At 54.3% G+C, this 26,568-nt stretch carries 28 protein-coding genes and 1 tRNA gene; 8 read left to right on the top strand and 21 right to left on the bottom strand.

Features of this window, described 5'->3' with window-relative positions; genetic code table 11:
• Positions 1 to 44 precede the first annotated feature (44 nt).
• From ACPRTJ_RS14685 to ACPRTJ_RS14665, 5 genes are all read right to left on the bottom strand, one after another.
• Positions 45 to 614, bottom strand: a complete 570-nt coding sequence (locus tag ACPRTJ_RS14685; protein ID WP_210014854.1) for a TetR/AcrR family transcriptional regulator — start codon at positions 612 to 614, stop codon at positions 45 to 47.
• 146 nt (positions 615 to 760) lie between these two features.
• Entirely contained in the window at positions 761 to 2,206 is a 1,446-nt protein-coding gene (locus ACPRTJ_RS14680) for a DUF6765 family protein (protein ID WP_058540834.1), read from the bottom strand.
• A gap of 212 nt (positions 2,207 to 2,418) precedes the next feature.
• On the bottom strand, positions 2,419 to 2,631 hold the full coding sequence (locus ACPRTJ_RS14675) for a hypothetical protein (protein ID WP_274096824.1): 213 nt from the start codon (positions 2,629 to 2,631) through the stop codon (positions 2,419 to 2,421).
• 940 nt (positions 2,632 to 3,571) lie between these two features.
• The gene (locus ACPRTJ_RS14670) at positions 3,572 to 4,600 is read right to left on the bottom strand and encodes a hypothetical protein (protein WP_426427064.1); all 1,029 of its coding nucleotides are present in this window, start codon (positions 4,598 to 4,600) and stop codon (positions 3,572 to 3,574) included.
• Between the two features lie 1,077 nt (positions 4,601 to 5,677).
• Complete coding sequence (locus ACPRTJ_RS14665) at positions 5,678 to 6,574, bottom strand: hypothetical protein (protein ID WP_426427063.1); 897 nt, start codon at positions 6,572 to 6,574, stop codon at positions 5,678 to 5,680.
• Between the two features lie 191 nt (positions 6,575 to 6,765).
• Between ACPRTJ_RS14665 and ACPRTJ_RS14660 the strand changes: the two genes are divergently transcribed.
• A complete protein-coding gene (locus ACPRTJ_RS14660; protein WP_426427062.1) occupies positions 6,766 to 6,951 on the top strand; it encodes a hypothetical protein in 186 nt (61 codons plus the stop codon).
• A gap of 572 nt (positions 6,952 to 7,523) precedes the next feature.
• Here the strand turns inward: ACPRTJ_RS14660 and ACPRTJ_RS14655 are convergent.
• From ACPRTJ_RS14655 to ACPRTJ_RS14615, 9 genes are all read right to left on the bottom strand, one after another.
• Positions 7,524 to 9,290, bottom strand: a complete 1,767-nt coding sequence (locus tag ACPRTJ_RS14655) for a DUF927 domain-containing protein (RefSeq protein ID WP_426427061.1) — start codon at positions 9,288 to 9,290, stop codon at positions 7,524 to 7,526.
• Positions 9,277 to 10,167, bottom strand: coding sequence for a toprim domain-containing protein (locus ACPRTJ_RS14650; protein ID WP_426427060.1), 891 nt, complete (start codon positions 10,165 to 10,167; stop codon positions 9,277 to 9,279). The genes ACPRTJ_RS14655 and ACPRTJ_RS14650 overlap by 14 nt, the downstream gene beginning before the upstream one ends.
• Positions 10,164 to 10,391, bottom strand: a complete 228-nt coding sequence (locus ACPRTJ_RS14645) for a hypothetical protein (RefSeq protein WP_426427059.1) — start codon at positions 10,389 to 10,391, stop codon at positions 10,164 to 10,166. The genes ACPRTJ_RS14650 and ACPRTJ_RS14645 overlap by 4 nt, the downstream gene beginning before the upstream one ends.
• Positions 10,384 to 10,671 (bottom strand): hypothetical protein, encoded by a 288-nt coding sequence (locus ACPRTJ_RS14640; RefSeq protein WP_426427058.1) that lies wholly within the window; start codon positions 10,669 to 10,671, stop codon positions 10,384 to 10,386. Before ACPRTJ_RS14640 ends, ACPRTJ_RS14645 begins: the two co-directional genes overlap by 8 nt.
• A gap of 4 nt (positions 10,672 to 10,675) precedes the next feature.
• Positions 10,676 to 11,086: a KilA-N domain-containing protein gene (locus tag ACPRTJ_RS14635; RefSeq protein ID WP_426427057.1), complete on the bottom strand. Its 411-nt coding sequence runs from the start codon at positions 11,084 to 11,086 to the stop codon at positions 10,676 to 10,678.
• The gene (locus ACPRTJ_RS14630) at positions 11,083 to 11,382 is read right to left on the bottom strand and encodes a helix-turn-helix domain-containing protein (RefSeq protein WP_426427056.1); all 300 of its coding nucleotides are present in this window, start codon (positions 11,380 to 11,382) and stop codon (positions 11,083 to 11,085) included. The genes ACPRTJ_RS14635 and ACPRTJ_RS14630 overlap by 4 nt, the downstream gene beginning before the upstream one ends.
• Positions 11,382 to 11,651, bottom strand: a complete 270-nt coding sequence (locus ACPRTJ_RS14625; protein WP_426427055.1) for a helix-turn-helix transcriptional regulator — start codon at positions 11,649 to 11,651, stop codon at positions 11,382 to 11,384. Before ACPRTJ_RS14625 ends, ACPRTJ_RS14630 begins: the two co-directional genes overlap by 1 nt.
• A 109-nt stretch (positions 11,652 to 11,760) precedes the next feature.
• Positions 11,761 to 12,831, bottom strand: coding sequence for a hypothetical protein (locus ACPRTJ_RS14620; protein WP_426427054.1), 1,071 nt, complete (start codon positions 12,829 to 12,831; stop codon positions 11,761 to 11,763).
• A gap of 201 nt (positions 12,832 to 13,032) precedes the next feature.
• Positions 13,033 to 14,355 (bottom strand): tyrosine-type recombinase/integrase, encoded by a 1,323-nt coding sequence (locus ACPRTJ_RS14615; RefSeq protein WP_426427053.1) that lies wholly within the window; start codon positions 14,353 to 14,355, stop codon positions 13,033 to 13,035.
• A 333-nt stretch (positions 14,356 to 14,688) separates the two neighbouring features.
• On the opposite strand from ACPRTJ_RS14615, the gene ACPRTJ_RS14610 reads away from it, so the two are divergent.
• Entirely contained in the window at positions 14,689 to 15,897 is a 1,209-nt protein-coding gene (locus tag ACPRTJ_RS14610) for a site-specific integrase (RefSeq protein ID WP_323157648.1), read from the top strand.
• A gap of 20 nt (positions 15,898 to 15,917) precedes the next feature.
• On the opposite strand, the gene ACPRTJ_RS14605 is transcribed toward ACPRTJ_RS14610, so the two are convergent.
• Complete coding sequence (locus tag ACPRTJ_RS14605; RefSeq protein WP_323157649.1) at positions 15,918 to 16,451, bottom strand: hypothetical protein; 534 nt, start codon at positions 16,449 to 16,451, stop codon at positions 15,918 to 15,920.
• An 80-nt stretch (positions 16,452 to 16,531) separates the two neighbouring features.
• On the opposite strand from ACPRTJ_RS14605, the gene ACPRTJ_RS14600 reads away from it, so the two are divergent.
• Positions 16,532 to 16,804, top strand: coding sequence for a helix-turn-helix domain-containing protein (locus ACPRTJ_RS14600; protein WP_426427052.1), 273 nt, complete (start codon positions 16,532 to 16,534; stop codon positions 16,802 to 16,804).
• A 263-nt stretch (positions 16,805 to 17,067) separates the two neighbouring features.
• Here ACPRTJ_RS14600 and ACPRTJ_RS14595 read toward each other — a convergent pair whose 3' ends face one another.
• Together ACPRTJ_RS14595 and ACPRTJ_RS14590 are read right to left on the bottom strand one after the other, a co-directional pair.
• Positions 17,068 to 17,985: a hypothetical protein gene (locus tag ACPRTJ_RS14595; protein ID WP_323157651.1), complete on the bottom strand. Its 918-nt coding sequence runs from the start codon at positions 17,983 to 17,985 to the stop codon at positions 17,068 to 17,070.
• 270 nt (positions 17,986 to 18,255) lie between these two features.
• Positions 18,256 to 18,408 carry a helix-turn-helix domain-containing protein gene (locus ACPRTJ_RS14590; RefSeq protein WP_426427051.1) on the bottom strand — a complete coding sequence of 51 codons (153 nt, stop codon included), beginning with the start codon at positions 18,406 to 18,408 and terminating at the stop codon, positions 18,256 to 18,258.
• A gap of 261 nt (positions 18,409 to 18,669) precedes the next feature.
• On the opposite strand from ACPRTJ_RS14590, the gene ACPRTJ_RS14585 reads away from it, so the two are divergent.
• Together ACPRTJ_RS14585 and ACPRTJ_RS14580 are read left to right on the top strand one after the other, a co-directional pair.
• Positions 18,670 to 19,299, top strand: coding sequence for a hypothetical protein (locus ACPRTJ_RS14585; protein ID WP_426427050.1), 630 nt, complete (start codon positions 18,670 to 18,672; stop codon positions 19,297 to 19,299).
• A 36-nt stretch (positions 19,300 to 19,335) separates the two neighbouring features.
• On the top strand, positions 19,336 to 19,734 hold the full coding sequence (locus ACPRTJ_RS14580) for a lysozyme inhibitor LprI family protein (protein ID WP_426427049.1): 399 nt from the start codon (positions 19,336 to 19,338) through the stop codon (positions 19,732 to 19,734).
• 613 nt (positions 19,735 to 20,347) lie between these two features.
• Here the strand turns inward: ACPRTJ_RS14580 and ACPRTJ_RS14575 are convergent.
• Together ACPRTJ_RS14575 and ACPRTJ_RS14570 are read right to left on the bottom strand one after the other, a co-directional pair.
• Positions 20,348 to 21,430, bottom strand: a complete 1,083-nt coding sequence (locus tag ACPRTJ_RS14575) for a hypothetical protein (protein ID WP_323157655.1) — start codon at positions 21,428 to 21,430, stop codon at positions 20,348 to 20,350.
• Entirely contained in the window at positions 21,430 to 22,554 is a 1,125-nt protein-coding gene (locus tag ACPRTJ_RS14570; protein WP_323157656.1) for a hypothetical protein, read from the bottom strand. Before ACPRTJ_RS14570 ends, ACPRTJ_RS14575 begins: the two co-directional genes overlap by 1 nt.
• Positions 22,555 to 22,840: 286 nt before the next feature.
• Here ACPRTJ_RS14570 and ACPRTJ_RS14565 point away from each other — a divergent pair, with 286 nt between their 5' ends.
• On the top strand, positions 22,841 to 23,479 hold the full coding sequence (locus ACPRTJ_RS14565; protein WP_323157657.1) for a recombinase family protein: 639 nt from the start codon (positions 22,841 to 22,843) through the stop codon (positions 23,477 to 23,479).
• A 2-nt stretch (positions 23,480 to 23,481) separates the two neighbouring features.
• Complete coding sequence (locus tag ACPRTJ_RS14560) at positions 23,482 to 24,351, top strand: hypothetical protein (RefSeq protein ID WP_323157658.1); 870 nt, start codon at positions 23,482 to 23,484, stop codon at positions 24,349 to 24,351.
• 231 nt (positions 24,352 to 24,582) lie between these two features.
• Here ACPRTJ_RS14560 and ACPRTJ_RS14555 read toward each other — a convergent pair.
• Positions 24,583 to 24,658, bottom strand: a tRNA-Thr gene (locus tag ACPRTJ_RS14555).
• Between the two features lie 56 nt (positions 24,659 to 24,714).
• The gene (locus ACPRTJ_RS14550; protein ID WP_043860329.1) at positions 24,715 to 25,143 is read right to left on the bottom strand and encodes a pilin; all 429 of its coding nucleotides are present in this window, start codon (positions 25,141 to 25,143) and stop codon (positions 24,715 to 24,717) included.
• Between the two features lie 216 nt (positions 25,144 to 25,359).
• On the opposite strand from ACPRTJ_RS14550, the gene ACPRTJ_RS14545 reads away from it, so the two are divergent.
• Positions 25,360 to 26,568: a type II secretion system F family protein gene (locus ACPRTJ_RS14545; RefSeq protein ID WP_426427048.1), complete on the top strand. Its 1,209-nt coding sequence runs from the start codon at positions 25,360 to 25,362 to the stop codon at positions 26,566 to 26,568.

Here is a 26,568-nt window from a genome sequence, read left to right as displayed (position 1 = left end):
TACAAGTTGTGAGTGATTAATCACTCAGTTAAAAGGCAAGGCTTTTACGCCGTAATGGCGCGCCACAGCATATGGAAGCCCAGCTGGCGGTGGCGGTCGGCCTCCTCCGGGGACTTCTCGATGTGTTCGATGGTGGTGGTGGCGATACTCTCGATCACGGAAGAAATGAAGCTGATCGGGGCATCGATCAGCACGCCGTCCTCTACCCCGCCCTCCATCGTCCTGGACACGGCCTGGAACGGCTGCGCGCCCAGTGCGCGGGTTTCTGCGGTCACCTGCCCCGACGCCGACAGCCGTGCCAGCACCACGCGCTCCAGGGCATTGTTCAGGCCCCAGCTGACATAGCGATTGAAGATGTACTCCATGCGCTGGCGGTAGTCGGCCTGGGCCGGGAAGTCCGACATCATGGCCGTCACCAGGCTTTGCTTGAGGTGCAGGTAGAGCTCCTGGAACAGCACCTCCTTGCTGCTGAAGTAGGTGAACAAGGTACCGTCGGCAACCCCGGCGCGCCGCGCAATGCTCGACGTGCTGGCCATCACGCCCAGCTCGGCGACTGCCTGCATCGCAGACAACAGCAAGGCTTCACGTTTTTCGGGGCTGAGGGGACGTGCCATGGAGGGAGGTTCGCTTAAGAAGACTGAGTAATCAGTCAACTATATTCCTGGCTCTTGGGTGAATGCAAGGGATGGATGCCGCGACGGTGCCGAACGGCAAGCCCCCCGGCATGGCGCCCGGGGGGGTTGATAGCCGTTATCCGGTACTACTCGAACAGGTTCACGATGGCATCCGACAACGTACTTCGCTGCCGCGACCACGAGCTTGTGAAGTGATAGATATCGTTGGCCTGGACGTAGTGCTTCACGAACTGGAAGTGATAGTCGGCGGCAATCTGGAACAGGTACAGATCGCTTTGGATATTAACGTAGTTGGTGCCGAAACGATGGATCTCGGTACTGATCTGGACCATGCCCTCCAGAACCGCATGGGTGTCGGGCTCCAGGTCCACATTGATTTCCGAACTTGGCTTTTCGGTAAGAATGCGCTTCCAGGCGAGCTCCGAGCTCTTTCTTCCCGAGGTGCCCTTGGTAAGGTCGCAGGGGGCCTCGATGGCCTGGCGGGCTTTGCTCATTTCGTCTTTGATGCGGTCATCCAACTGCAACTTCCTGCCTGTTTTTACCTGGCAAAACAAACTGGTCAACTCGAGCCAGGCGGATTCATATTCCTTGGGGTTATCGCGCTCGACCATCTGCTTGGGGTTGGACCAGCAAGGCTTGTACCTGAACTTGGCGAAACTGTAGTCGGGGAAGTGCCCGAGCCAGCCGTGGCCCAGATAACTGGTACCGCTGGGGGCCGCTTCGAAGTTGGGGTTAGCGAACGGCACGCCCTTGGTGTCCGATGATTTCAGGACTTTCCTGTTCCAGTTTTTCGACGAGCCGTCCATGTAGTAGATGGCCTGTGGGCCGTAGCCCATCTTGGACCATTCCCAGGAGTCCGGGTCGTAGTCCGCATCCCAGTAGGTGTTCATCACGTTGTCGAGGCCGCAGTGGTCCTGGTGGGCCCAGGTGTCGGCGATCACATGCGCCCTGACCCCCAGCAGGATCAGCCTGAACCTGCGCAGCACGTCTGCACGATTGTCCTTCAGCACCTCTGCCCCGCCGATGGCCAGGCTGATGATCTTCTCCAGCCGGTCGTCATCGGTGGCGCAGAGCACGGCATCTTGAACAAGCCTGCGCGAGAGTGCGCTTTGCGGCCGGTTGAGCATCTTGCCGTATTGCAGATCCTTCACCTTGCTGGCGTTGTACTTTCTCAGTATCTGCTCGCCGCCAAAGGTGTCGCGCTTGATGAACTTGGGCAGGTAGTTGGCCACTTCGGCGCCATGGGTTTCTTCTCGGCTGGGCGTGCCGGCCGGGTCGTTGTAGTTGCCGGGGATGAAGTGGTACGAGCACCACAGGCCATCTTCAGGCTCCCCCATCGTACCCAGCAGCCCGCCCTGGTAGGTGTAGCGCGGGTTGTCCATCTTGGCCACGACGTTGTACTTGGCAGATTTTTGGGTGTCGCTGACCAGGCTCCAGTAAGAGGCATAGGTGCTCTCGCTGAAGAAGTCGATGAAGTTGGCTGCCTTGGCAATAAGGGTTGCATCGTCCTTGTTGAAGCCGCCGCACAGTGCTGAGTGGTAAGTACCGTAGAAGTGAAAATCCTGATCCATGCCGCTTTCCCCTAAACAGTTTTTGTTTAACAAAAAAAGACCGCAAGGGTTTATAGGCACAGCTTTAAATAGTGTCAAATGGCCATTAGTCAATGATAATTGTTATTTTTATTTCGTGTATTAACGTTGGGAAAGTGCGGTTTGATGGGCATGGCGATATAGAGCGGTTCTATTTAAATTCATGGCCAATGGAGCCAGTCTGCGCTCAATAATCAGTCGTCAGACTTGAGCAACTTTCCACACTGCTCACTGGCCAACTGGCTGATGATCCGAATGGCCTGATGAATACCCGCCGTGTTGCGAAAGCTCAGCTGCGGGTTGTGCTCGCACTCCAGCACCTCGTCATGCTGGACGAGCGCTTCACCGAGTAGTTCGAGGGTCCAGGCGTAGCGTTGGATGGTGGACAAGCGTTCTTGGTCGGTCATGGGGATACCTGCGCTAGGACCTGTATCAGGGTTGCTGAGGTTCTTGTCGGGGAGATCGTCCCGTTATTGCGCTCGAAAGGCCACGGTATTTAGGACCCATTTCGTGGCGTTGGACGATGGGCAGGCGATCATAGGGATGCCCGCCCTGTAGCCGGTAGGGGACTGACGTTGAGGTGGAGTGAAAGTCTTGCGAGGAACACGCCGTCGTCATACTGTGGCCGAGAGCGAATGCGGAAGTCCTGCTCAGAATGCGAAGAGGCATGCATGACGCCCAAGTTTGAGCTTGGAGAGTGTCTAGGAAACCAGGGGCGATTCAGAATGATCCAGAAGCATGTCCGAAGGACTGCGGGAAGACAAGCTAGAGCCCCATCCGCCCGTTAATCTTGCGCGTCTCCATTCCAGACGAAGCTCCCTGCTGGCGTCCATGGTCATCTAGTCGAGCGCCTCGTTCTCGAATACTTAGACCATGGCGGCGGCCTTCCTGACGATCAGCAGCGCCAGCTCAGGCGGGAAAGGTATCGGTTCTAGCTCTCGTAGGTAGTCACAGTCGATAACGGACTAGGCGTGGTCCCCGATGTGGTGGTGCTCAATGGGCGATGAGCTGGGCACCTGATTATCTGATAACCGCTTAGTATCCGAGTAGTTCTCCTCAGGACGACCGGCCACCTGTTTCTGCCTGCTGTCAAGGCCGTTCACTGAAGCGATATCCCTTCACTCGAGTCGATCGATATTGGTAGTTTCACCACCAGCAGAGGATGCTGAAAATATTCCGGCTTTTCGACGCGCTCGAATTTGAGCCCCTTCCAAGCAGGTCGGGGCAATTAACTCAGGGTGAGGTCATACAATCGAGGATGCCCTTGCTGCAGGGAATGGTGATCTTCAACTCCTTAACCATGGCCATAACTCTCTAACCTGCAGCGATTACTCCAGCCTGGTCTAATTACTTAGCTTTAGGGCTGAGCGAAACCAGAGACTTTGCGACCTCAATAAACTGATTTTTTTCCAGTTCAATTTTTTTAAGCTCAATGGTCGACTGCCCCTTTTCAAGAACATGGTTTCGTTCGGTCTCCGAAAAGTTGCTTATTACTTTGTGCGCTGTATCATTCCGATCCAGCTGAATTGCTGCCCGCAGCGAAATATACTTTAGCTCTATATTTGTCAGCTCGTTCTGGTAGTACTTTATCTCATACAAATTAGATTTATGTAGACGCAAAAAGAAAAATGCAAGTATTTCAATAGAGATTACTAAGGAGAAACGCGGCGCGTAGTGCGCCAGTAATGTTGAAGCATTCGTCTGCCCTGAAAGCAAATTCACTTCCGCGCCCCCTATAAATTCTGGAAACACGAAGGAACCGAGAGCGAATATACCCAAAGCAGCAATCAACACGCCGGCTGACAAATTAATACTACTACTTCGAATTAGCCTCTTTAATTCATCCTCAATTCTGCTAGTCGCAATGTCCCTAGACTCTTCGATGCTATCGAAAGCGAGATCTTTATTTTGTGAATCCTCAAGATTAGTTAATAACTGCAGGAGCACAGCACTCTCCGTGTCAGATATTATTTTACTCTTAACCTCTTCGGAAAGAATATATGCGCCAGAGGTGCGCCTTAGCTCGTCGACTTCCTCCTTAAGCTCCTCTAATGCAACTGAGCTCTCACCACTTAAATCATTTGAATGGCTTTTCCTGTAGGGTGTTAGGTCGCGCCTGAGTACTTCTTTATCCTTAAAGCCAGTCTGCAAGTACCAAAACAGCAAATAAAATAGAGAAATCCCTATTAAAAATGGATAGGCATAGTCTGCAACAGTAGCAAATAACGACTCACCAAATGTTGGCCTGGTAATCATGTAGAGCTTCAAGAGAAAGGATAATGCCAACGGAGTAAACACCCACGTGTACCTGATTCGCATTACTTTATCTATTTCTGCTGAAACATATGCCTGTATCTCTTCTTCTGTTGTAGCCATAACGAACATCCGAGTTAATTTAAGAGCATTATGCCAGCATGGCTGGATTGAGGGGAGCCAAAAGGCAAGGCGCAGAACCATTGCATTGATATGGTAGTCGGCGGGAAGATCAGCAAGTGCTCTGCGACGTATCTGCCGTACCGTACAACTCAAACAGCGGTCTTCTGTCTTCGAGTTTTCGGACCACGACCATGCAAGGTTTTGACTCCCCGGACTTCCCTTGACGAGACTGCGCGAGATTTTTTGACGGCAACCGCTCCCACAGAACCACAATACCTCGCGCCCGCCCTTGTACAGCAAGGCTTACAGCCGATCATGCTCAAGCGCCAGCGGTCCAATCCGTCAGGAAGGGTCAAGAATTTCTGTCAAGGATGGTCAAGGGCAGGTCAAGGCTGGCGCCATTTTGGACGGGCATTCGCTCGACGCTCGACCCCACCGACCCGCACCCCGCTCCCGACGTGCTCCCCAGCCCGGCTGGCCACCTGCTGGCGCCCTGAATCCGTCCAGAGCCTGTCCAGAATAGGCGGCCGGCAATATTTGACGACGCGTAGCCATGTTTATGCAACGGACAGAGCTGTAGCCCAGGCCTGCTGAGGGATTCATCGATTGAGCCGCCAGGCGACCTGTCTGATTTCGTCTAATGCCTGTCTAATATTTTCGCGGATTCTTGACGGCAATCAGACCGAAGCATGCTCGGCACCAGGCTGAATGTTCAACGCCGCCAGGCTTCGCCGCAATAGTCCCTATCCACCGCTGCCGCTCGATCCGTCTAGGGCCTGTCTAGAATCCGTCAGGGGTCTGTCAGGGGTACAAGATGGTCAAGGCCCCCACTTTGACGGCCTCCAGCGATGGAAAAACCTCAGACGCCCGGCCACCGGCGTGATCGCCATCTGCCTGGCCCGTGATCCGTCAAAGCGTGGTCAAAGTAGCGCCCAGCACCACCAGCAATGTGAGACGGCGCCGGTCACCAGCTTTACCGGTACCGCCTGGCGTATGGCCTTAAACGCCCAGGCCATGCTGGTTCCGTCTTATGCCTGTCTCACATTCGGTAAAGGCCCGGTAAAGCTTGTTGATGCTTTACGCTTGCGCGGCGATCTTCCTCTTGGAGTTCGTCTGGAAACGGTTACCTGAAATTGGGGACTGATAAATGTCCTCATCCAGGAATCTTAGCAACGCCTTGAGACTCTTCTTGTCCCCCGGGAAGACGAGCTTCATTTGCCCGGCTTCATCGTAAACACCTATATCAATGTCAAACCCGGCAGCTGCAATACGCAGTTCCTGTGGCGTGCAAGCGTCGAGAATACCTTCCTGATTAATGAAGGTGACCTTCTTGCGTATCCAGTTATCAATGTTGGCATCAAGCCAACTAGAGTCAAAGCCATGGAACTTGTCAAGGTTAAAGAAGTTTTCTACCTCTTCCTTAGTGCTTTCATGATAATAGGCATCCATATCGAAAAGCCGCCGAGCATTGTGAAGGCTAACAAATCGAAGTTCGGTAGGCGAATTCTCAGCAACACCTTGAGTGAGTACTGCGGTTGGCTTGTTGTCTAAGGCGATACCTATCCCATCTAGTCGACGGAAGGTATTCTTGTCATAAAAAATTGAAAACCTTCCTGTGGCTATTGCTTGACGCTTATCGAAAGCTTGGACGACTACTGTCGTCGATCCATTTTCAGTGAAGCCTCCAAACAGCCCTTTGATTACACCCAGCCCCTGCTCAGAGGGCTGCCAAGTGTCTGCGTTTTCTGGTTCCCGTACAGCGGCGATCAGGCCGTCCAGATCATCGAAGCCATCTATCAGAAGTACCTCATCGTCATCAGGCCGGTAGCGCGCATCAAAGGCAACGTCGGTTTTGTTGCTAATGAATGCTTGAGCTTGTCGACGAAGCTCCGCCTCGATATCGGTTTGAAGCTCGCCACTCGTAACAACTCTAAGAATACGCGGCGTTGTTCCTAGCAAAACAAAAAGATCCATCCATTGGCTCCTATGATGACTCAAGCACTGTGTGTGATGTTATGTAGCTTACTCTCCCAATATCTGCCGGCTTACTTATAACCTTCTTCGTAATAAGCAGAAGGTTTCCGCCATTATTTAGCTGTACCTCATAGAACTTATACCCGCAAATTGCTAACACCGGATTCGCGTAGAAGGACTTAGACACCCAAATGAAAACAAAAAACATCAGCGCAAAAAAAGCGAAAGTGAGAGATTCAAGAAAGTACTTACCACCACCTAGCACCGGCAGCATATACGCCACAAAGTATCCCGAAATTTCTTTGTCGGCAGGCTTTATCGAAACGGCCGTGACGGTCGTTTTGTTGAGTTTGGCGGCTGAAGATATAATTATCTGATGACAAATCGCACAGAGCGACAACGAACAAAATAGTACAAACAATGACCATAGCTTCTGGTCATTGCTTTGATAAAGCAAGAATGAGAGCGTTAAACCGATTGGCGCAATCGTTGTCAGTACGAGAGCGAACTTCATGAGGATGCTAAGCATAATCAGCCCTTCCACCGCCGTGCGCGAGCGTGCCGGCGACTCTGTTGGATAGAGCTAGCATAGTAAAGCCTTTTACTGGATATCCATACAGCATAGAGCTATCCCTCGCCCTTTTCGCCTCAATACTGTTGCCTGCTAAGGACAGATGTCAAATTGCCACGCGGCAACACCGCACTGATTCACGCCGTAATCCGGCCCGCTCATAGCCCAATTGCTGACCATGACCTTCACGAATTCCACCCACCCAGCGATACTCGTCTTACACGGAACCTGACAAAACCTGAGATCGGATCGGCTGGCGCTGGGCAGCGAGCACTGTGGTTTTCATGTGGTCATTCGATGCTCGGAGCCCTGGACCGGTTGCCACTGGCAAGGCTCCATTACCGTGGAAACCAGGGTGGAAACCGCCGGCTGGCAACCTCAACATTTCTCAACAGGTAGGCCACTCAGGTTCGCACGGAAGGTTCGCGCATAAGGGGTTGCGAACCTGTGTGCGAACTGGCCCAGCACCAGCGCCAATATGCGGACCAGCAGCGCGTACCGGGCTGCCATGACCACGCCAATGAAACAGGCGGATTCAGCCGCCAAGACGAAACAACGGGTTTCAGATGAGCAGCGGCACCTGGTGCTGGAGTTGCGCCGCCGTCCCTTGGCGTCAGGCGTCTGGTCATTCACGTCCGAAAACCGGCTACTGCCGTGCTTGTCGATAAAGTCGAGGATGCCGGCCAGGATCTGGCGGTCCTCGGCATTGCCGCTGCCCACCCGGCTCAGCCACTCGCCGTATAGCAGCTGGCAGTCGGCCAGAGCGGTGCCCGGCGTCCAGGGCAGTAGGCCGTAGGCAATGGCCATTTCGCCCGCCAGCGCGATCACCGCGAAGCGATCCGCCACCCGCCCGGCCTGGGCGTTGTCCTCAACGAACTGGGCGCGGATACCGGCGAAGTCCTCGAGCAGGCCGGGGCGGTCATCGCTGGCCAGAAGCTTCTCCACGAATGCCGACCCGATATGGCCGTGGTTCGCTCCTACGGCCACAGTGAGCTGGCGGTGGAAGTCGGCGCCCTCCAGGCCGTGCAATTCATCGAAGGCCCGGTGTGTGCGGGTGCCGGCGTTCACGTCCACCATGCGCAGCTCAGCACCAGCATGGGCGGCGTTACCGCTGATGGCCGCGTGCTCAGATAGGGAGCGCTCGCCGCTGGATAGCGCCAGGAGGCGCCAGCTCAGTTTCCCGCGGGCTTCCCGATCGCGAGTCATGGTGCCCTTGCCCTGGCCGTTGGCGAGCGAGTAGGCCATCTCCTGTACGCGCTTGGGGTCGGCCCGCTTGATTTCGTCCAGGGGCAGCATGGTGTCGTTGCGACTCGATGCCTCGATCTCTAGGCCGCCCTTGGTCATATCCCATGACGCGGCGAATATGCCGGGGTCGCCCCATACCGATGAGCCGATCAGCTGCGCCAGCGACTTGCCGCTTGAGCTGTCGCCCACTAGGTGAACACCGCCACCCAGCACGCCCACCAGGCTCAGCAGCGGGCCAGCGAGGGCGCAACCGATCGCCAGGGTCAGTACCGGGTTTCCCTCGCACTTGGCCGCCACTTCGACCTTCCAGCCATCCAGGCTCCCACGCACGCTGAACAGGTTTTGCCCCTTGGCGCTGGCCTGATAGCGCACCTTGTCGCTGCCAATGGTGCGTCCCGGCAGCACAAAGGCGCCCGACTCATGCCAGCCGGGGCGGCAGGTAGTGGCAAACACCTCTGCAGGGCGTTGGTCCAGCAGGTACTCCATGAACTGACCGCGCTTTTTCAGGGCGATGATGACGCCCATGCCGAACAGCGTCCGCCTGGCGTCCTCACCACTACCGCCGAACACCTCCATAGGAATGATCCACTCCTTGGGGCCGCTGTCGGTGAGCAGGCGCAGAAACCGGCCCTCGCTGCCATCGTCGCTGTTGGTGGTGCGAGCGGCGACGGTCACGGGCGTGGCGATCCACTCATCAATGATCGGGCGGTCGGCCTTGTCGTCGTCGCCGTCATCGTCAGCGGCGCTTCGCTTGAAGCCGTGCCAGTACACGCCAGGCTTGAGCCTGCGGCCTTTCTCATTGGTCACCCAATGCTCATACACGCCCCAGCACGGACGATCAGGCTCGACCTTGGGCGCCTCTGGCCGCAGGTTGATGACGTTGGTTTCAGGCGGGCGCATGGCGACACCTCCAGGCAGCGAGGTCGTTGAAGTCGGAAAGTGGCAGCGGCGCATCGGCTGGCCACTCGGGGAAGGTCACCAGGCCACCACACGCGGCCGCAGCTTCATGGGCGGCGGTGCGCCCTGGGTTGCCCTTGCCTTCAGCTTCGGTCTGGCGGTCGTCGTCGCCGGCGACGATGATTTCGGTACCGGGGTAGTCGGCCCGTAGCTCCAGCGCCACCGGTTTCAGATTCCCGGCGTTCATCACGCAGGCGACGGTGTAGCCGCTTTCGTGAAGCGTGGCACCCGTGGCCCAGCCTTCGCAGATGCACAAAGGCTTGCCCGGTGTGATGCGTCCCAGTGGCGAATAGACGCCCTTGATGCGCCCGCCATACAGGAAGCGCTTTTCGCCGTTCGCAGCGATCCGTTGCAGGTTCACCAGCACGCCACCCGCATACAGCGGCACCAGCAGGTCTTCACCACGCTGGCGCAGACCGTGGGCGCGAATGCCCTTGGTGATCAGGTAAGGGTGACCAGGATCAGCACGGCGAGCGTCACGCCACCAGCGTTGCGCAAGGCCCGCGGCTTTGAGCTGGCGCCGCTGCCGTTCGGCTTCCCGCTGGCGCTGGGCCTGCTCGATGCGCTGGCGCACCTGCTGGGCTTCGCGGGCATCCACCGGCTCACGACTACACCAGGTGCTGGTGCCGCCCGTCTTCCAGCTCCCGAACGCACCCGAGGCGATGCCATCGGCAAACAGGCAATACCAGCCGTTTAGGGTGCCGGACTTGTCGCCGGGGACGTGGAAGCGGTGAATGTCGCTATCGCCCAGGGGCAGCCAATCGAGCGGCCCATAGACCGACTGGAGCGCGTCACGGAAAAGGATCTTGGCGTCGGTCATGCGGCCCCCTGCGGCGGTGTGAAACGCTGGGCCAGCCGTTCCAGTTGGTTGGTCAGGCGCTCCAGTTCAGGGCAGTGACGGCCCGCGTCACCCTCGGCAAGGCGCAGCTCCAGGAAGCCCGCTAGGGTTTCCACCAACAGCGCATAGCTGGCGCTGTCGATGTGAGCGCCAGCAGTAGGTGGACTACCGGCCCCCTTGCGGCGAATAGGCGTGACCTTAGTCATGGCTCACGCCCTCCCGATCAGCGCCAGCGAATGCCCGGCAGACCTGGCCATTGTTCACCGCGTGCCAGTAGGTCAGTTCGTCCAGCGAATCGACGAGGCAAGCCGTCACCATGGCGTCAGCGCTACGCAAAACAACGCGCCCGCACTCGGCATCGGCCTGGCTGAGGAATGGCCCGAGCACAGCCCTAGAAGCCTTGGGGTGAGTCACGTAAAACAGCTCGGCAGCTTTCTTCAGGCAAGCCGATCCCATCGGCGCTGAAGCACCGTTTTGAATTTTCATGGTGTTACTCCCCGTCGAAGTCTTTAGGCGTGAAGCGTTCGGCGCCGTTGCGTACTACTCGCAGACCGAGTGCGGCAGCCCTGGCCACGGCGTCTGCAAAGCCCAGCTCTAGATTGGTCGTACGCCCGCCCATGCCAGCAATCACGTCGAGCCACCGGGCAAACTTCACCGCCAGCTTCGGATGCAACCAGGTACCGCCACCACGATCCGCACGGGCACGGCTGGTTTTTACATACGGGATTTCCCCGTATCTACGTTGCAGCCCTTCGAGGTAGCGCTGGGTATCTGGCAGGCGCAGCCATTCGTGAGGCTCTTTGCTGAAGCGCTCTGCAATCTGGGTTGCATGGAGCCAGCCGTCAGCATTGAAGCGCACAGCCTGGCCTTCGTAGTCAAAGGGGACAATGCGGGCTGTCATGCCGCCACCTTCACACCAGGTTTGGCAATCAGGGTGTACAGGGCAACACCACGATGTGTACGGCCCCACTCATCTGTCAGCACGACGCGGTTGGTGATGATGTTGTAACCAGCGTTTCGCAGGTCGCAGATACGCGCACCTGGGCGGCAGATGTTCAGCTCACGCATGATGGCGAAGGTATCGACAGAGCCTTGTTCCATGCGCTCAGCGAGACGTGCGTTCTGAGCAGTGATGCTAGTATTCTGGAGGCGAGATTCTTCCGGGCTGGCCTTATGGTTGGCCTTTTTTTTGTCCATTAGGCGGCCACCTCCCGCAGTGCGATGCGCTGGCGCACCCAGGCCTGAACCTCCGCGAGTACCCAGCCGACCGGTGCTCCACGGGACTTGCTGTTGCTCAGAGGGACTGGTTTAGGAAACGTTGGGTCGTCCTTGAGACGCTTGTAAATCGTCGGTCGCTTGTAACCGGTGATGGCTTCCATCTCAGGAATGCGAATTAGCGTGGTGGCTGGATCGCATAGCAAGCGCGCGTCAATGATTGAGGGGGCTGCCGAAGTGATGCTGGTCATATCTGTTTCCCGTTGTTTATGAAGGCCGGGACAGAATTAACCAGAGGACCAGAGGGGGTCATTGCATCTGCAAAAGTGAGTTTTGCATTTGCAATTTTTTGCATTCAATTTACTTCTTGGGATTGCTCATCTGGATATCAACAGCCTTTGAAGTCGCTATCAATGCCGCCTCCTCGGCAGCCTTCTTAGCTTCGGCAAACATGCCATTTACGTTCCTAAGACCGGCCCCTGGCCATCCTTTACGAGAGATGGCTTCCGCTATACGCCCTTTGTTGTAAGGCGGACGATCGTGTTCCAAAAGCAAATCCAGCAATCCTGCAATGATTAAAAGCTCAACGCCTGCCTGCTCTGCTTGCCTGCGCTTATTCCGCTTGGCAAACCATTTACCTGCTTGCTCCAACGAAGATTGCAGATTAGAAAAGTCATCAGCAATTCTCTCTGGTGCCACCGCTAGGGCCATCTCAGCAGCTTCAGCTTTTGTCTCTGCGACCATCCTTGCTGATTCTGCAGATTCAAGGCGAGACATCGCATCCTCAAGCAATTCGACAGCGTTTAGACGAGCACTTCGTTCGTCCCTAAACTTTTCATTGAGCTCATCGAGCTTGGATTTGTACAAGGATATGCGCCCAACAAGGTTGGAGTTTTCAGCCTCCAATAGCAGAGCTTTCTGCTTCGCCGCCTCAAGCTCTATTGCCGCACTGTGTTCACCCTTCTGCCGCAAATGGCTTTCACGCATTTTCAGATACCCAGCCTCGCTACCTGAAGGTTGCGGTGGGGGAGAATGGCTGAGTTGTGAGACAGAATGAACTGTGACGGCTAGAACTGGGTTGTCATTTGCAGGTAGTGCATACCCAGCAGCGAAATGCGCCCGCTCCTCCGCCTCAGCTATTGGCCGAGATATCCATGAGCGCGCGATTGTGACAGTAGAGGCAGGTACCTTGCCGGTCGCTGCCAAAATGGTGGTGGGCGCTCGACCATCAGCTACTTCTTCAAAGTACGCCGCAAGCGCTCCAAAGGTGATAGGCCCTGCGCCTACTGGACTTGAGGTAATAGTAACGGAAGCAAAAGCTTCATGAATTGGGTGGGTCTCCGGCGAAAGAGAACGTAGGCAGGCAGCAAGCTCCGTAGCCAGTAGCCGGGGATTAATCGCCCTTTCCTCTGACCACTCAGCGGCGATCATATCCAGCCTCACGCGGCTTTGTCGCGGAACCATGCACGCCCCTCCAGGCGCCCCAATAATAGATCAGCCGACCAAATGGATGGGTCTCCATTTTTCGCCCCGTCGGACTAGGTTGACTAAACGCTACACGGCATCAAGCTGGATGCCTGTCCAGTAATAGCGTTTGAGTCTACCTCTGTATCTGGTGGGAATGAAAGTGCATTAAGTACGGCTACCGAAATTACCTCGGACAACCATCCCAGCCCCTTCAAAGCGATGGGCAAAATCGTAAGGCGTGATGTGCCGTTCGCGGTTTGCATCTAGGTAGTCAGCCCACCATTGGACCATCAGCCGACGCTCCTCAATGTACTCGGCCTTGTGGATGTAGGCCGCTCGCACGCTGTTGCGCTCTTGATGGCTCATCTGGCGCTCCACCGCGTCCTTGCTCCACAGTCCCGATTCGACCAGCGCGGAACAAGCCATGGCCCTAAACCCGTGGCCACACACTTCGGTTTTGGTGTCGTAGCCCATACGTCGCAACGCCTTGTTCACCGTGTTCTCGCTCATGGGCTTCCAGTGGTTGCTATCGCCGGCGAACACCAGGTCGAAGCGCCCGGTGAGCTGGCGCACCTGCTCAAGCGTAGCCAGGGACTGTCGACTCAGCGGCACCAGGTGGGGCGTGCTCATCTTGGAGCCGCGATGTGAGTTCTTCACGCCCTCGATCTGCTGGCGCTCGCCGGGGATCTCCCACATGGAGCGGCCGGTGTCGATCTCTGGCCAACGAGCGAATCGCAGCTCACTGGATCGAATGAACACCAGCAGGGTGAGCTGGGTGGCCAACCTGGTCAGCCGCCGGCCGGTATCGCGGTCGATTCTCTGCAGCAGCTCAGGCAGACGATCCAGCGCCAGTGCAGGCCTGTGGACAGTCTTGCGCGTAGCGGTTGCTCCCTGTAGGTCCATTGCCGGGTTGGTGTCGATGTGCCCATGCTGGACAGCCATACGCATGATGCCGGTCATGTACTGCCGTAGTCGGCTGGCAGTATCCAGAACTTCGCGCTTCTCCACGGCCTTGAGCGGCGCCAGCAGGTCGCGGGTCTTCAGTCCGGCCACCGGGCGCTGGCCCAGGGCCGGGAGCAGGTAAGTTTCGATCCGCCGCCAAACCGTCGCGGCATGGCCTGGAGACCATTTCTTCGAACATGCCTCGTGCCAATCCTTGGCCAGCACGCTAAAGGTGTTGGCCCTGGCATTCGCCGCCTCGATCTTTCCTTGCCTGGCGTTCTCGATCGGGTCTTTGCCGTGCGCCAGCAGCTCCAGCGCTTCGGCACGCCGCTCCCGCGCAGCCTTTAGGGTCAAGGCTGGATAGTTGCCGAAGGTGGCTAGCCCTTCCCTGCCATCCGGCCGCTTGAACTTCATGCGCCAGATCTTGCTGCCGCTTTTCTTGACCAGCAGGAACAGGCCCTGGCCGTCGAACAGGGTGTAGTCCTTCTCCCGCGGCTTGGCAGCTTCGCATTTGGGGTCTGAAAGGGGCGTAACGGTGCGTGCCATAGGTATACGTTTTCTCGTCGAACCGGCGTATACCCTAACGTATACCTAAAACTGGTATATGCCTAGAGACCGAACGAGACAGGCAGAAACAAGAAAGCCCGCACTTGGCGGGCTTTTCAGGGGGTTCCGTATACAGGAGGAGACGTATCGGAACAGCTGGATGGTGCCGGAGACAGGAATCGAACCTGCGACCTTCGCGTTACGAGTGCGTTCTAGAGCTCATTGAGCTTCGGCTCGCCCCAATAAACACGGGGCCTCAATGTCTGGTTGAGTCCAGCGAGACAGCCCCGTATAGTCGCTTTTGCTGTCACCCTGCTGTCACAGATGCCAACCATGAAAACTAAGATCACAGCCAAAATCCTCGCAAGCATCCAGCCGCAGGAGAAACAATTTCGAATCCACGACACCGCCCAGCCTGGCCTGTCGATCCGCGTGCTGCCCAGTGGCCACGCAAGCTACATGGTCAGCTGGGGTCGAAACCAAGCCGCCACTCTGGGCCGAGTGGGGATGATGACCCTCGATCAAGCAAGGACCGAAGCAGCCCGCTGGCTCGCGGAAGCCCACGCTCATGGTGCCCCCCTGATCGCCGCCCTGAACAAACGTCGCTCAGCACACACTCTAAAGACCTACCTTGAAGAAACCTATTACCCCTGGCTAGAAACACACCACAAGGCCCATAAAAAGACCCGCCACGTCATAGAGTACAGCTTCGTTGCTCTCATGGAGAAAGCCCTTACAGAAATCACTCAGCGAGAGCTGGAAGGTATGCGGGTTAAGTGGTTGACGGCAGGCCTCAAGGACGCAACTGCTAATCGGAAATTGGCGGCGCTCCGTGGTGCACTATCCAAAGCTGTCGAGTGGGGCATCATAGAGCAACATCCCATGGCCAAACTCAAACCAATGAGGCTCGACACCCGTGGACGGGTTCGATTCCTATCAGCGGAAGAGGAAAAACGCCTGCGCCAAGCCCTAGACGACCGAGAGGAGCGAATTAGGGCGGAGCGCGATAGTGCAAACAAGTGGCGCTTAGAGCGTAGGCAGGAGGAACTACCTGACTTGAGGACTAGGGAATTCGCCGATCATCTGAAACCAATGGTGATCATCAGCCTCAAAACAGGAGTCCGTCGAGGGGAGTTATTCAACTTGACTTGGACTGATGTCGACTTCCAGCAAAAGACTCTAACGGTTGCCGGAGATGGTACGAAGTCCGACCAGACCCGACATATCCCTTTACATGAAGAAGCCTTAAAATCTTTAAAAGCCTGGAAAGAGCAATCTAGCGGTCATTCTATAATTTTCCCAAGCCGGACCGGCGGCATCATGGACAATGTCAAAAAGTCCTGGGATAGCGTACTGAAAGCGGCAGAAATCAATTCCTTCCGCTGGCACGACTTGCGCCACACATTTGCATCTAAGTTAGCAATGCAGAGCGTAGCGCTGAATACGATTAGAGACCTGCTTGGACACGCAGACCTGAAGATGACTCTGCGCTACGCTCACCTATCTCCAGACACCAAAGCAGCAGCTATAGAACTAATCTAGAAGATCTATCACCTAGCTTTTTAGTTTTTCTCCAACATCATCATATATTCTCTATACGAGGGGGATACAAGCTTGTTCTTGAGTCGGAACTCCGCATAGTCCTCTAGTGATGGCATCAAATTCTTGATAGCATTCAAGTCAACCTTGAAAACCCTACACTCGTCGGGCTTTTTGATAACCCCCTCAGATTCGAGAAAAATATCTGTGTCACCAGAGAATGAATCTGGAGACCACAAGATGGCTTCGACAAGAAACCTATCTTTTTGGCTCAATGCTCTGTCTGCCAAAAAATACGTCCTCAGCTTCTTGAGAATTGGCTCATCAGGTATTTGAGCCAGTTTCAAGGCCTTCAGCAACGTCCAATCCTTGCCAGAAAAGCGTTCGTCGACAGCACCGTCAGCATCTGCCACGCAGCTCTGAGCAGCTTCAGCTATCAGATCCTCAAGCACCCGCGTTGACGTCTTCCCCATCGCGTTTGCCAAACCTTCAAGGCAGGCCTTGGAGGTTGCGCTAACGCGTAGATGAATGGTTTCTGCTTTCTTTCTAATCGCCATGAATCTGCCCCAGACCTCCAAGGATTTCCACAAGGTTGCCACAACACAACCGGACACACAACACAAACGTGTTGACACCAATGTGGCACCACATTTATGGTGGCTCCACTGACGCAGCATCCGTTGCGCCAGCCATAACGCGGAGGCGCAGGATGGAGAGCAGTACCCCTTTGAAACCGATCTCTGTTGGAGTCGATGAGGCAGCACGTTTGATAGGTGTGGCCAGGTCAATGCTTTACGCAATGATTGCTCGCGGGGAGCTTGAAACGTTCAAGCTCGGGAAGCGGAGGCTAATACGGGTGAAAACGCTGGAAGCATTCGTGAAACGCCAAGCCCAGGAGAACAACCGATGAGCGTGCGAGTGATGGGTAAAACTGGTAACGTGCTAGGCATGTTGGACCTACCAAGTACGATCCTCCTAGTAGACCTAGAGGTTCTCCGTCGTTTGGGAGCCCACAGGATTGAACTGGTAGCCTTGAAAGCCAATGATTCTGGTGATTAGCTGCATTGAATTAACAGTCGTCAATGGTGAATCAGCTTGTATTTATGGTCGCCATTGACGCTTTCTGAAACGAAGAAAGTTGAGAGGGTCAGAATTACAGCCCTTTCCAAACGATCAAGAATAGTTGCGGCTCAACAATTCTTCGAGGCTTTTAGGAAACCTGAGATAAGACATCATCCGTTTACGGAAAACCCCAAAATCTAGCTCTCCACCCTGCAATACGAAAAATACTGAATCGTAAATGAAATCCTTGAAGACAGACCACTCACGAGGATCCTTCATTACCGCAAAGGCATATTTAAAGTCAATAAGCGGCTCGTACTTTACGTAAAAGTACTTATTGACAGTTCCGCTATATTTTACGCGCTCCAGAGCCATATAAGAAATCACCATGGCTTTTCTGAGCTTGCAAAGCATCGCTTTACGCTTGCCACCATACTCTATAAAACGACTCAAGCCATCCATATAAGCTATGTACTTTGACTCGGAACTGGCAGAGAGCAAGTTAGCGGGCACGTGGCAAAGATCGCCTAACTCTGTAGCTAGTGCATTATAGCTTAGCTTCATGAGCCCGTCCCTGCTCACGCCAGGATTTAGCTCTACGATCCTTTCAACAAGCTGGTACTTTTTTGATTTACGAACAGGCGCTATTTCAAGGTATCGAGGAATGATGCCACCTAAAAACTCTTCGATCAGCAGTAGAATATCGTTTGCAGGGGTACCTTCTTCAACGAGCCACTTCGATCTCAAATTTTTATAGCTAATGGACAACCCCCCACCGAGATATCTTCTGCCAAACTTTTTATTTTGGTAAGCCCCGCCGTAAAACAAGTTTTGGCAATGAAACAGACCAATACTACTCTTGCCTTTCACTGGGGCGATATGACATAAATTTACCTCTCCTTTAGGTCGATTGCGCACCAAGCTCATAACTTCTAAGAAAGATTCCAAAGTGTGGCCGCTCAGAATCTGAACAGTCCCCGCTCTTTGACATGCGCGCACAAGATACATAACCTCATCATTTTGGCGCATGTTGGCCCTGCGTTGCAGTGCCCTTTTACTTTTGGATACTTTTTTTCTATGAGAAACCTTCCGACACTTCTGACTGCAGTAAGTTTTATTACACCACTGCTTTGAATCCTTTTCTATCTCCACTTCGCATATCGGACATAACTTAAACATGACTATCATCCATCAGAACGATAGTCATTATTTACAGTTTACATTTTAAGCCGTCCCCATATCCTGACTAGCTGGACGCTGTGCTCGGGTTCCATGAGAGAGATTAAAACTGAGGAGGTTTCAGAGACCTGCGAAGAGTTCTGACAACTCTTTATCCAGGGCATCGGCGAGAATCTTGATCGCGACCAAGCTAGGGTTTGCACCGCCGGTTTCGATCCGAGACATGTACGTCCGTGCGAAACCGCACCTATCTGCAAAGGCTTCTTGGGTCATGCCGGACGCTAGCCGGAGCTCGCGAACGCGCAGACCAAACTGATGATTGAGGGATGATGGCATTCCCAAATGATGTGGGGATGTGCTCTAATCGTGAACACACTAATCGTGACATCGCCCAGCTCTACCCGTTCTGGCGTGGCAGAGAGAAAGCGAGGCTCCGTAAGCACGAGATCCGACTGGCAACCGAAAACACAAGCTTTAAATTTCTTTGGAAACAGGATGTATAGCGATTAGCCATCACCATAAGGAGATAATTCGTTGGCCACCGCAAAACAGCAACAAGAACAGTCTAAATTCATGGGGCTTTTGTTCGGCTTCATAGCCTTACTACCGCTACTGATTGTATCAGTAATCCACTACTCAAGACTGAAGTCTAAATATCCCGAGAACGAGTACAGCCAAAGAGTATTCGACATAGGCAATTTGACCCGGCCATGCGGCACGTCAATTGCCGCCGTCGTCATCTTTTATTGGCTTTACGCGATTTTTGCCAGCGGAAAGACAGTTGCTTCGGTGGCGATAGGCTGCGTAATTATTGTTTTTGCACTATTTACCTTCTTTAAAATTGCTCAATCGGTAGCTTCGACATACTTTGGAGTTCTGGTGGACCCGCAAAATGATAGAGTGCTTCTTCCTAAAGATATGGCTAACTACTCTATCTCCGACTATTTCAACCTTAAGTTTGTTACCGAGCTTGGGACAATGGAAGAGGTCCCCTTGAGCCAAGTTAGACGCATTACCCGTCAAGCTGGAAAAAAACTCTACATTCACGGCAAGTTTGGATCGCGAGGCATGGAGTTCTCTAAAAAGCAAAAGCGCGACGAGTGCATTTCTGCTATCGAGGACGCAAGCAAGTCCAGATCCTCTATTGAATTTGAAAACGCATAGCGTAAGTAATGCACCTTTATTTATAGAGAACCAATTATGCGATCAACTATTTTCCCAATAGCCGCAATCCTCTGCGGCCTGTCTACCAGCGCACTTGCCAAGGACAATTATTCACCAGCGTACAGCAACTGCATGGACAAAGCTGGTGGCGTAACATATGACATGGTCGAATGTTCCAGCGCCGAACTATCACTACAAGATGCGAGATTAAATCTTGCTTACAAGAACGCGATGGGCGTTTTATCAGACGAGAGCAAGAACAGACTACGGGAAGCTCAACGGATTTGGATCAAATTCAGGGATGCTGACTGCAGTATCTACTATAATCTTTCGGGCGGCACAATGGACTCTCTTAATGGGGCCGGTTGTGAGCTTAGCATGACGCAAGAGCGTGCGGACGCGCTTGAATGGATCGCCCAGAATGGTGGTGAGTAAGATCTCGTGAAGTACGAACGCTAAGTACATTACACAACTAACTTATTGACCCACTGTTAAAAGGATTTATATGTTTACTTTAATTCTCTCGCTAGCCTGCGCAGCCGGCTCTGGATGCGACTACGAAGAGTACAAGGTCGCTGAGTTCAATAACAGGAATTACGCTAGCAGCATGTGCTCGGCATTATCGAACGTGCTAATGACAGCACGCACCGCACAAGATAAAGAGAGAGACGCTCTTTTTCGATGCCTGGATAATGACGACCCAAAAAACGAGGGACGCCAGCTATATATTTCGGATGCACCTCAAACAATCATGTTCCTAGAAACCTGCCCGCTTGATGAAAGAAGTGGCCGATTCAAAAAACAGGGTAGTGCCGAGTGCGAAGCGCAAGACATAGCAACGTTTTATGGAGAGCATGCTTCATTGATGTGCCAAAACAGGCTAAATAATACTCAGCCCATCTATGCAGCCGAATACGACAGCCGCCGATACACGGGTTATTTGAACTGCGTCACATTAGACTCCTCCTCAGACGCACTTTAATTCGCCCCAACGGCTCGGCATATGGAATTTGCTGAGCCATTTCTGACGGGACACTCGGCGCCAATATCAAACCTTGTACATTTCGGAAATAAAGCTCATGAGCAAAGGCTCAGCCTTTTCGTGCACAAATTTTTCATCATCCAATGTAATAATGTACTCACCAATTGAAGCATGAGCGATGGCACACCGAAACCTATAGATAATATACGTCACCGCCTTTTGTAGATCCTCTACAGTACATCCACACTTGACGCTGCTCAAAGACGCCTTATCTACCGATACCCTTGCTTGCGCTAAAAATGCCGCTCGCTTCACAGCATCTGTTTTCAAGCCCCAGGGGAACCCATCCTTCTCATAGCCGAAGAGAAGATCTTCAATCTCGGCATCGTAAGGAGACGTTGAAAAAAACCTACCTAAAGCTGCCAGCAAGCTGCTTTCATCTTTCCAGTACTTTGAGACCAGCCGATTCAGCCTAACAGTTTCAGTGTGATTATATGTCGCCAGAACCTTTCCAATATTTTTCAGATCCTGGCCGAGACTTTTTATATCTTCCACAAGATCATAATCAAAACTTAGCTCTATAAGCTGATACAGCGCGAGATATCTACCAAGAACCGAAAAATCCTTGTTCGCCCGAATAACTACATCACTATGAGATGTCGTTGGCAATACCATATTAGGTAACGCTAAAATAGTCTGAGTCGTAGGAATTTTATGCGCCACATGGCTCCCACTCCCCCCTGAAAAACCGCCCCATATTGAGCTTGATGCGGAGTATGCTTCATTATACTCAATCAAGAACGCAGACTCGATAACAATATAACTAGACTTGAATATATAATCAGAGCTCTTCGGACCTTCTAGATCTTCCTCGCAGACATCTTTCAGAAAAGCACATGCAAAAAATTCTGACGCGATATTAAAATCAAAAGCATATCCTTTACAGGTTAAGAGATATATACGCGCAGTTGCTTGAGTCTGCATCTTTATCTCATATATCTCATTTTCGTGGTACCTGGGCGAGTAGTCGTATACAGGTAGCGCCACAAAACCATTTACTGAGCAATCACCATTGAAGTCTGCAATTGTAAAAGTTTCATCGACCCCCAGTTCACTTGATTCAAATCGCCCCCATTCTTCAAAATTCATTATTCAGCCTCTCGTTCCCAAATATCCTTCAACGGAGTAGCGCCCTCATCCCGGAAGAATTCTTTGAAGCAAACGAATATGAGCTTCCTGGTTGCATATCCAATATTAGTTTTTCTAGAAGGAAAACCTGTGACTATTTTCTGGAAGTTTTCAAGTCCCAGCGAATCCTCATTTCGGTCCATTTTTACTCGCTCAATTTGAGCAAGTACTGCGTTGCGGATTCGCGTTTGTCTATCGGTAGTAGAGCCGAAATCTGCCACCGCAGCAAAAAAACCATTAATGGTGTTTTCGTTCCCAAGCCAATTCGTCCCCGACGGAGTCTCGCCAGCAGTTTGGAAGGGTTCGAGAGCGTCATCAAGCTCACAATACAATTGGAAGAACTCGACAAACTCGTTGAACTGGAGGCCAAATTGTTCAACTTCTTGCTGGAGCACCGTTTCTTCACTCAAACGTTGTGCCACTACGTTTTGCTTATCTACTTCAGGAGACTTGATAAGATAGGCATGATAGCCCCCTGCTACTTTGTCAAGCAGAAACCGTCGCGCACGAGTTCTCCTCCCCCCATCCACTTCTGGAACCAGCTCTAGACGAGGGATAGCGGCTGTCAAAGCGTTCTTCAATGTTAAAGATAGAATTTCAATCTGATGACGCATGGACATTGCTTTCTGACCAGCATTCAGAACAATTATCCTATAAATCAAATGATCCAGGTCAGGTTCAACTCTAATCTCTAGGTGGATCTTCTGCTCTTCAGGAAACACATGACCACTGGTCAGAATTTCTTTAAGAATGAATGTGCGTTGCAGCCCATCAAGTATATTTAACGGTCTCGCTTGGAGAATGGCGTCTTTAATCGCGAGTGAGTCTTTAAGCTCCACCGCTTTTTTTACATTAATTGAAGTTTCAATTGGAACGGCCAGAGTAATCGTTGGGAGAAGAGTGCCAGTGATGATGTCGGCTCTCAGCCTGGTATATGCCGCAAACTTCTCCTTACGGCGCTGTATCGAAAACTTCGAGAAATCATCCCCTACCAACTCAAGGTAGTCCGTGACCCCACATTGTACATAGACAACCGGCGTTTGCGTGCGCAGGTCGACAGCGGTTCCCAGTACATCAATATCCATGTGCTCTCCCAGATTCAAAGTTTTAACGAACTGCCAAAATTGTGCACCATATCACCATACTAGCGCGACGAGTAAATTTGGCTTCCTCACAGGAGTACTTCAGCTAGGAGCTTCTCAGCCTTAAAGCTAACGTAGACTGAAGGTCTGACTCTGATGAAGGGTGATACACATAGGTATGCCTAGGCTGATACGCGCAATTTGAGCCTTTATCAGCCTTTCCGCTTGATAAGTACCACCCAAAATGCAACAGTGTTAGGACAACACCCTAACTGATACAGGTTGCACTATGTTCATCCGCGCCTACCTCCGAGCATCCACCGACGAGCAAGACGCCGGCCGCGCCCGGGCCTCCCTGGAGAAGTTCGCCTGCGATCACAACAAGGTCATCGCCTGTGAGTACCTGGAGAACGCCAGCGGTGCTGCCGCAGATCGGCCGGAGCTGCTGCGCCTTCTCAAGGATGCCCGCAAGGGTGACGTGCTACTGGTCGAATCCATTGACCGCCTATCCCGCCTACCTGCCGACGACTGGGCCAAACTCAAGGGTGCGATTGATGCCAAGGGCCTGCGAATTGTCGCGCTTGATCTGCCCACCAGCCACCAGGGTATGCGCGACACGCAAGGCGACGAGTTCACCGGCCGGATGCTGGCTGCGATCAATTCGATGCTGGTGGAGATGATGGCCGCGATCGCCAGGAAGGACTACGAGCAGCGCCGCGAGCGCCAGGCCCAGGGTATCCAGAAGGCCAAGGCAGCGGGCAAGTACCAGGGCCGACCGGTGGATGCGGAGTTGCACAAGCGGGTCAAGGAGCTGCTCAGCGCCGGCCTGGGCATTCGGGCCACGGCCAGGCACGCCGACTGCTCGACCACAACAGTTCTTCGCATCAAAGACCTATCAGAAGATCCCCACTCTACGAAAGGCGCGTAACCATGGAAGTCCAACTGACCGCGGAAGAGAAGCGGCAGCTGAATGCAGATTACAACCAAGCATTAGCTGATTTCGACAAGGCAACGTGCGAGGCAATGGCTGTGAGCCAGGCCATCGGCGTCCAGATGGCGGAGGCGCACATTGGGCATTCAACCTACGTATTCTTACGGATCTGTAACCACGCAGTTTCAATCATTTGCAGCGTTCCAAGGTCTAGATGGGTGCGCGCTGACTTCGAGCACTGGGACTTTGGTGGTATGGCAGGCCACAGCCGCGCGATTTTAGAGGGGTACCTGCTGTTCCTTTACCTAGTGGAGAAGCCCGGCAGTACCGAGGAGTGGTCTACGAAAATCAACGTCATGTTCCTCAACGATTGCACTCGCCGAATCAAAATGATGGGGAATGCTGGGGCTGATGTGAAGGGCCTTGAAGCGCAAGCCGATGAGCTACGGGAGAGGCTGACAAGCAATCCATGGTTTGCAGGACTGGCGGGGCAAGTAAAGAAAAGATGCTTATCAGGCGACAACCTGATGATTCCTAGTCGAGATGAGATGCTTGAAAGCGCCGGGTGGGAGAAAAAGCACTTCTACGCCATGTGGGATCTGCTCTCTCAATACGCTCACGCCCTACCCATATCCTTCTTCCGGATGGAGCCCAACGGAAGGGGAACTGGGTTAGAAAACGATACGGACAAAGCCTACATCGCGAGGATGCTCGATTGGTGCGCAGAAATTCTCACAGAAGCGACCAATCGCATGGTGGAGGCATTCCCCGGCACCGCAGAGGCGCGCAAAGGAACGAAGTCGAAATTTTCGCCCGGCCCTCGCAGCAATCGGCCTGGAGCTCCCAATCGAGGAAAAATAAAGCGGTAACCTATTATTTGTGCACCCGCCTTGCACCCACAACGGTAGAAGACCAGGACGACACACAAGCTACAAGCCTTGAAATATGTGGCGTCCCAGGGCAGGTTCGAACTGCCAACCTTCCCCTTAGGAGGGTGGGGACGGTAGGTTAGGCTGTAAAGAAACCCTTCAGTTGCTGTCACCCTGCTGTCATGGCCAACAGCAGATGAAACTGAAAATCGCCCAACCTATTGATTTTACTGGTGCCGGGGACAGGAATCGAACCTGCGACCTTCGCGTTACGAGTGCGCTGCTCTACCGACTGAGCTACACCGGCGTGGCGACAACGCTACCATTGCCGCCACGCTTTCGCAAATCACTGTTTATCAACAGCTATTGCCCACCACTCGCCTGCACCGCGGTGCACCCGGCCGGGGCCAGGTCGGCCTCGATATCGGTGCTGCACGCCCAGCCCGTGGCCGAACGGGCCCAGGTCAGGTGCTTGCCCGCCACCGGCGCCGGCGCATCCACCAGCACGCATGCAAGGGTGCCCACACCGGTCGCCGCCACGCCCTGCGCACTCAAGGTGCAGTTGGCCGTGGTCGGCTGGCCGCCAAGGGCGGCGACATCGGCCACGTCCTTGCCCTGGTTGATCTGCACTTCGAAGGCGGTCTTCAATGCCGACACCTCGGCCAGCGCCGCGGTGGCCTTGGCCCGCGCCTGGTGGTTGGTGTACATGGGCATGGCAATGGTCGCCAAAATGCCGATGATCGCCACCACGATCATCAACTCGATCAATGTAATACCGCGCTGTCCCTTCATGGGCACTCCCCTCGCAAAAACTCACAAATCCCGCCACGGGCACCGCCGCAGACCAGCGCGCCAGTAGGCCCGAACAGACACCTTTTGTCACCCTGCGGGTACTTAACCCAGCACCGCGCTCGACTACTCTAGTGGCCACCGGGCGGGATTGCCCGAGCCTATCACCCTGAAGCTGTTACAGGGTTTGTGACTGTCCACCGCTGCATGGAGGTAGCGATGAACCACAAGACAAAAACCTATGCCTGGCAAGGCATCGACCGCTCCGGCACCCACGTGAGCGGGCACAGCAGCGGGCAGAACAGTGCGCTGGTGAAGGCGCTGCTGCGCGGTCGCGGCATTCGCCCAACCCAGGTGAACGCGGCACGCCGTATTACCCTGCAATTGCCCGCTTCGCTCGGCGCCAAGGACATCACCCGCTTCAGCCGCCAGCTGGCAACGTTGTTCAAGGCCGGCGTGCCGCTGCTGCAAGGGCTGGGCATGATCGCCGAAGGCATCAACAACCCACCGCTGCGCCGCCTGCTGGGCACCCTCAAAAACGATATCGCCGCCGGCTGCGGCCTGGCCGATGCGCTGCGCAGGCACCCGCGCCAGTTCGACAGCCTGTATTGCAACCTGGTGGCCGTGGGCGAGCAAACCGGCTGCCTGGACAGCCTGCTCGACCAGCTGGCAACGCTGCAGGAAAAACGCCAGGCGCTGCGGGCCCGGCTGAAGAAGGCCATGGTCTACCCAGCGCTGGTGCTGCTGGTGGGGTTGGGGGTGGCGGCGCTGCTGTTGCTCAAGGTGGTACCGCAGTTTCAGGCCATGTTTGCAGGCTTCGGCGCGCCGTTGCCAGCCTTCACCCAGGGTGTCATCAACCTGGCCGAATGGCTGGGGCAGTATCTGCTGTGGGTGCTTGGGGTAATGCTGGCCACGGGATTTACCCTGCGCTGCGCCTTCGAGCGACAGCAGGCGGTGCGTTTGTGGATGTTGCGCCAGGGGTTGCGCATGCCGGTTCTGGGGCCGGTGATGCAGCATGCGGCGCTGGCTCGTTTTGCGCGCACCCTGGCGACGTCGTTCAGTGCCGGCGTACCGCTCACCGAAGCCCTGGGGCCGGTGGCCGCCGCGTGCGGCAATACGCTGTACGAGCAAGCCGTGCTGCGCCTGCGCCAGGCCATCGGCAACGGCCTGTCGATGAGCGCGGCGATGCGCAACGAGCCGCTGTTCCCGTGCCTGGCGGTACAGATGTGCGCCATTGGCGAGACATCCGGCACGCTCGACGATATGCTCGACCGGATCGCCAGCCACCACGAAACGGCCGTCGACGAATGGCTCGACAACCTGGCCAGCCTGCTGGAGCCGATGATCGTGCTGATTCTCGGGCTGGTGGTGGGCAGCCTGGTGGTCGCCATGTACCTGCCGATCTTCCAGCTGGGCGATGTGATCTGA

Source organism: Pseudomonas palmensis (genome assembly GCF_049942755.1).
Lineage (GTDB): Bacteria > Pseudomonadota > Gammaproteobacteria > Pseudomonadales > Pseudomonadaceae > Aquipseudomonas > Aquipseudomonas palmensis.
This window is presented reverse-complemented; position numbering and strand designations above follow the sequence as displayed.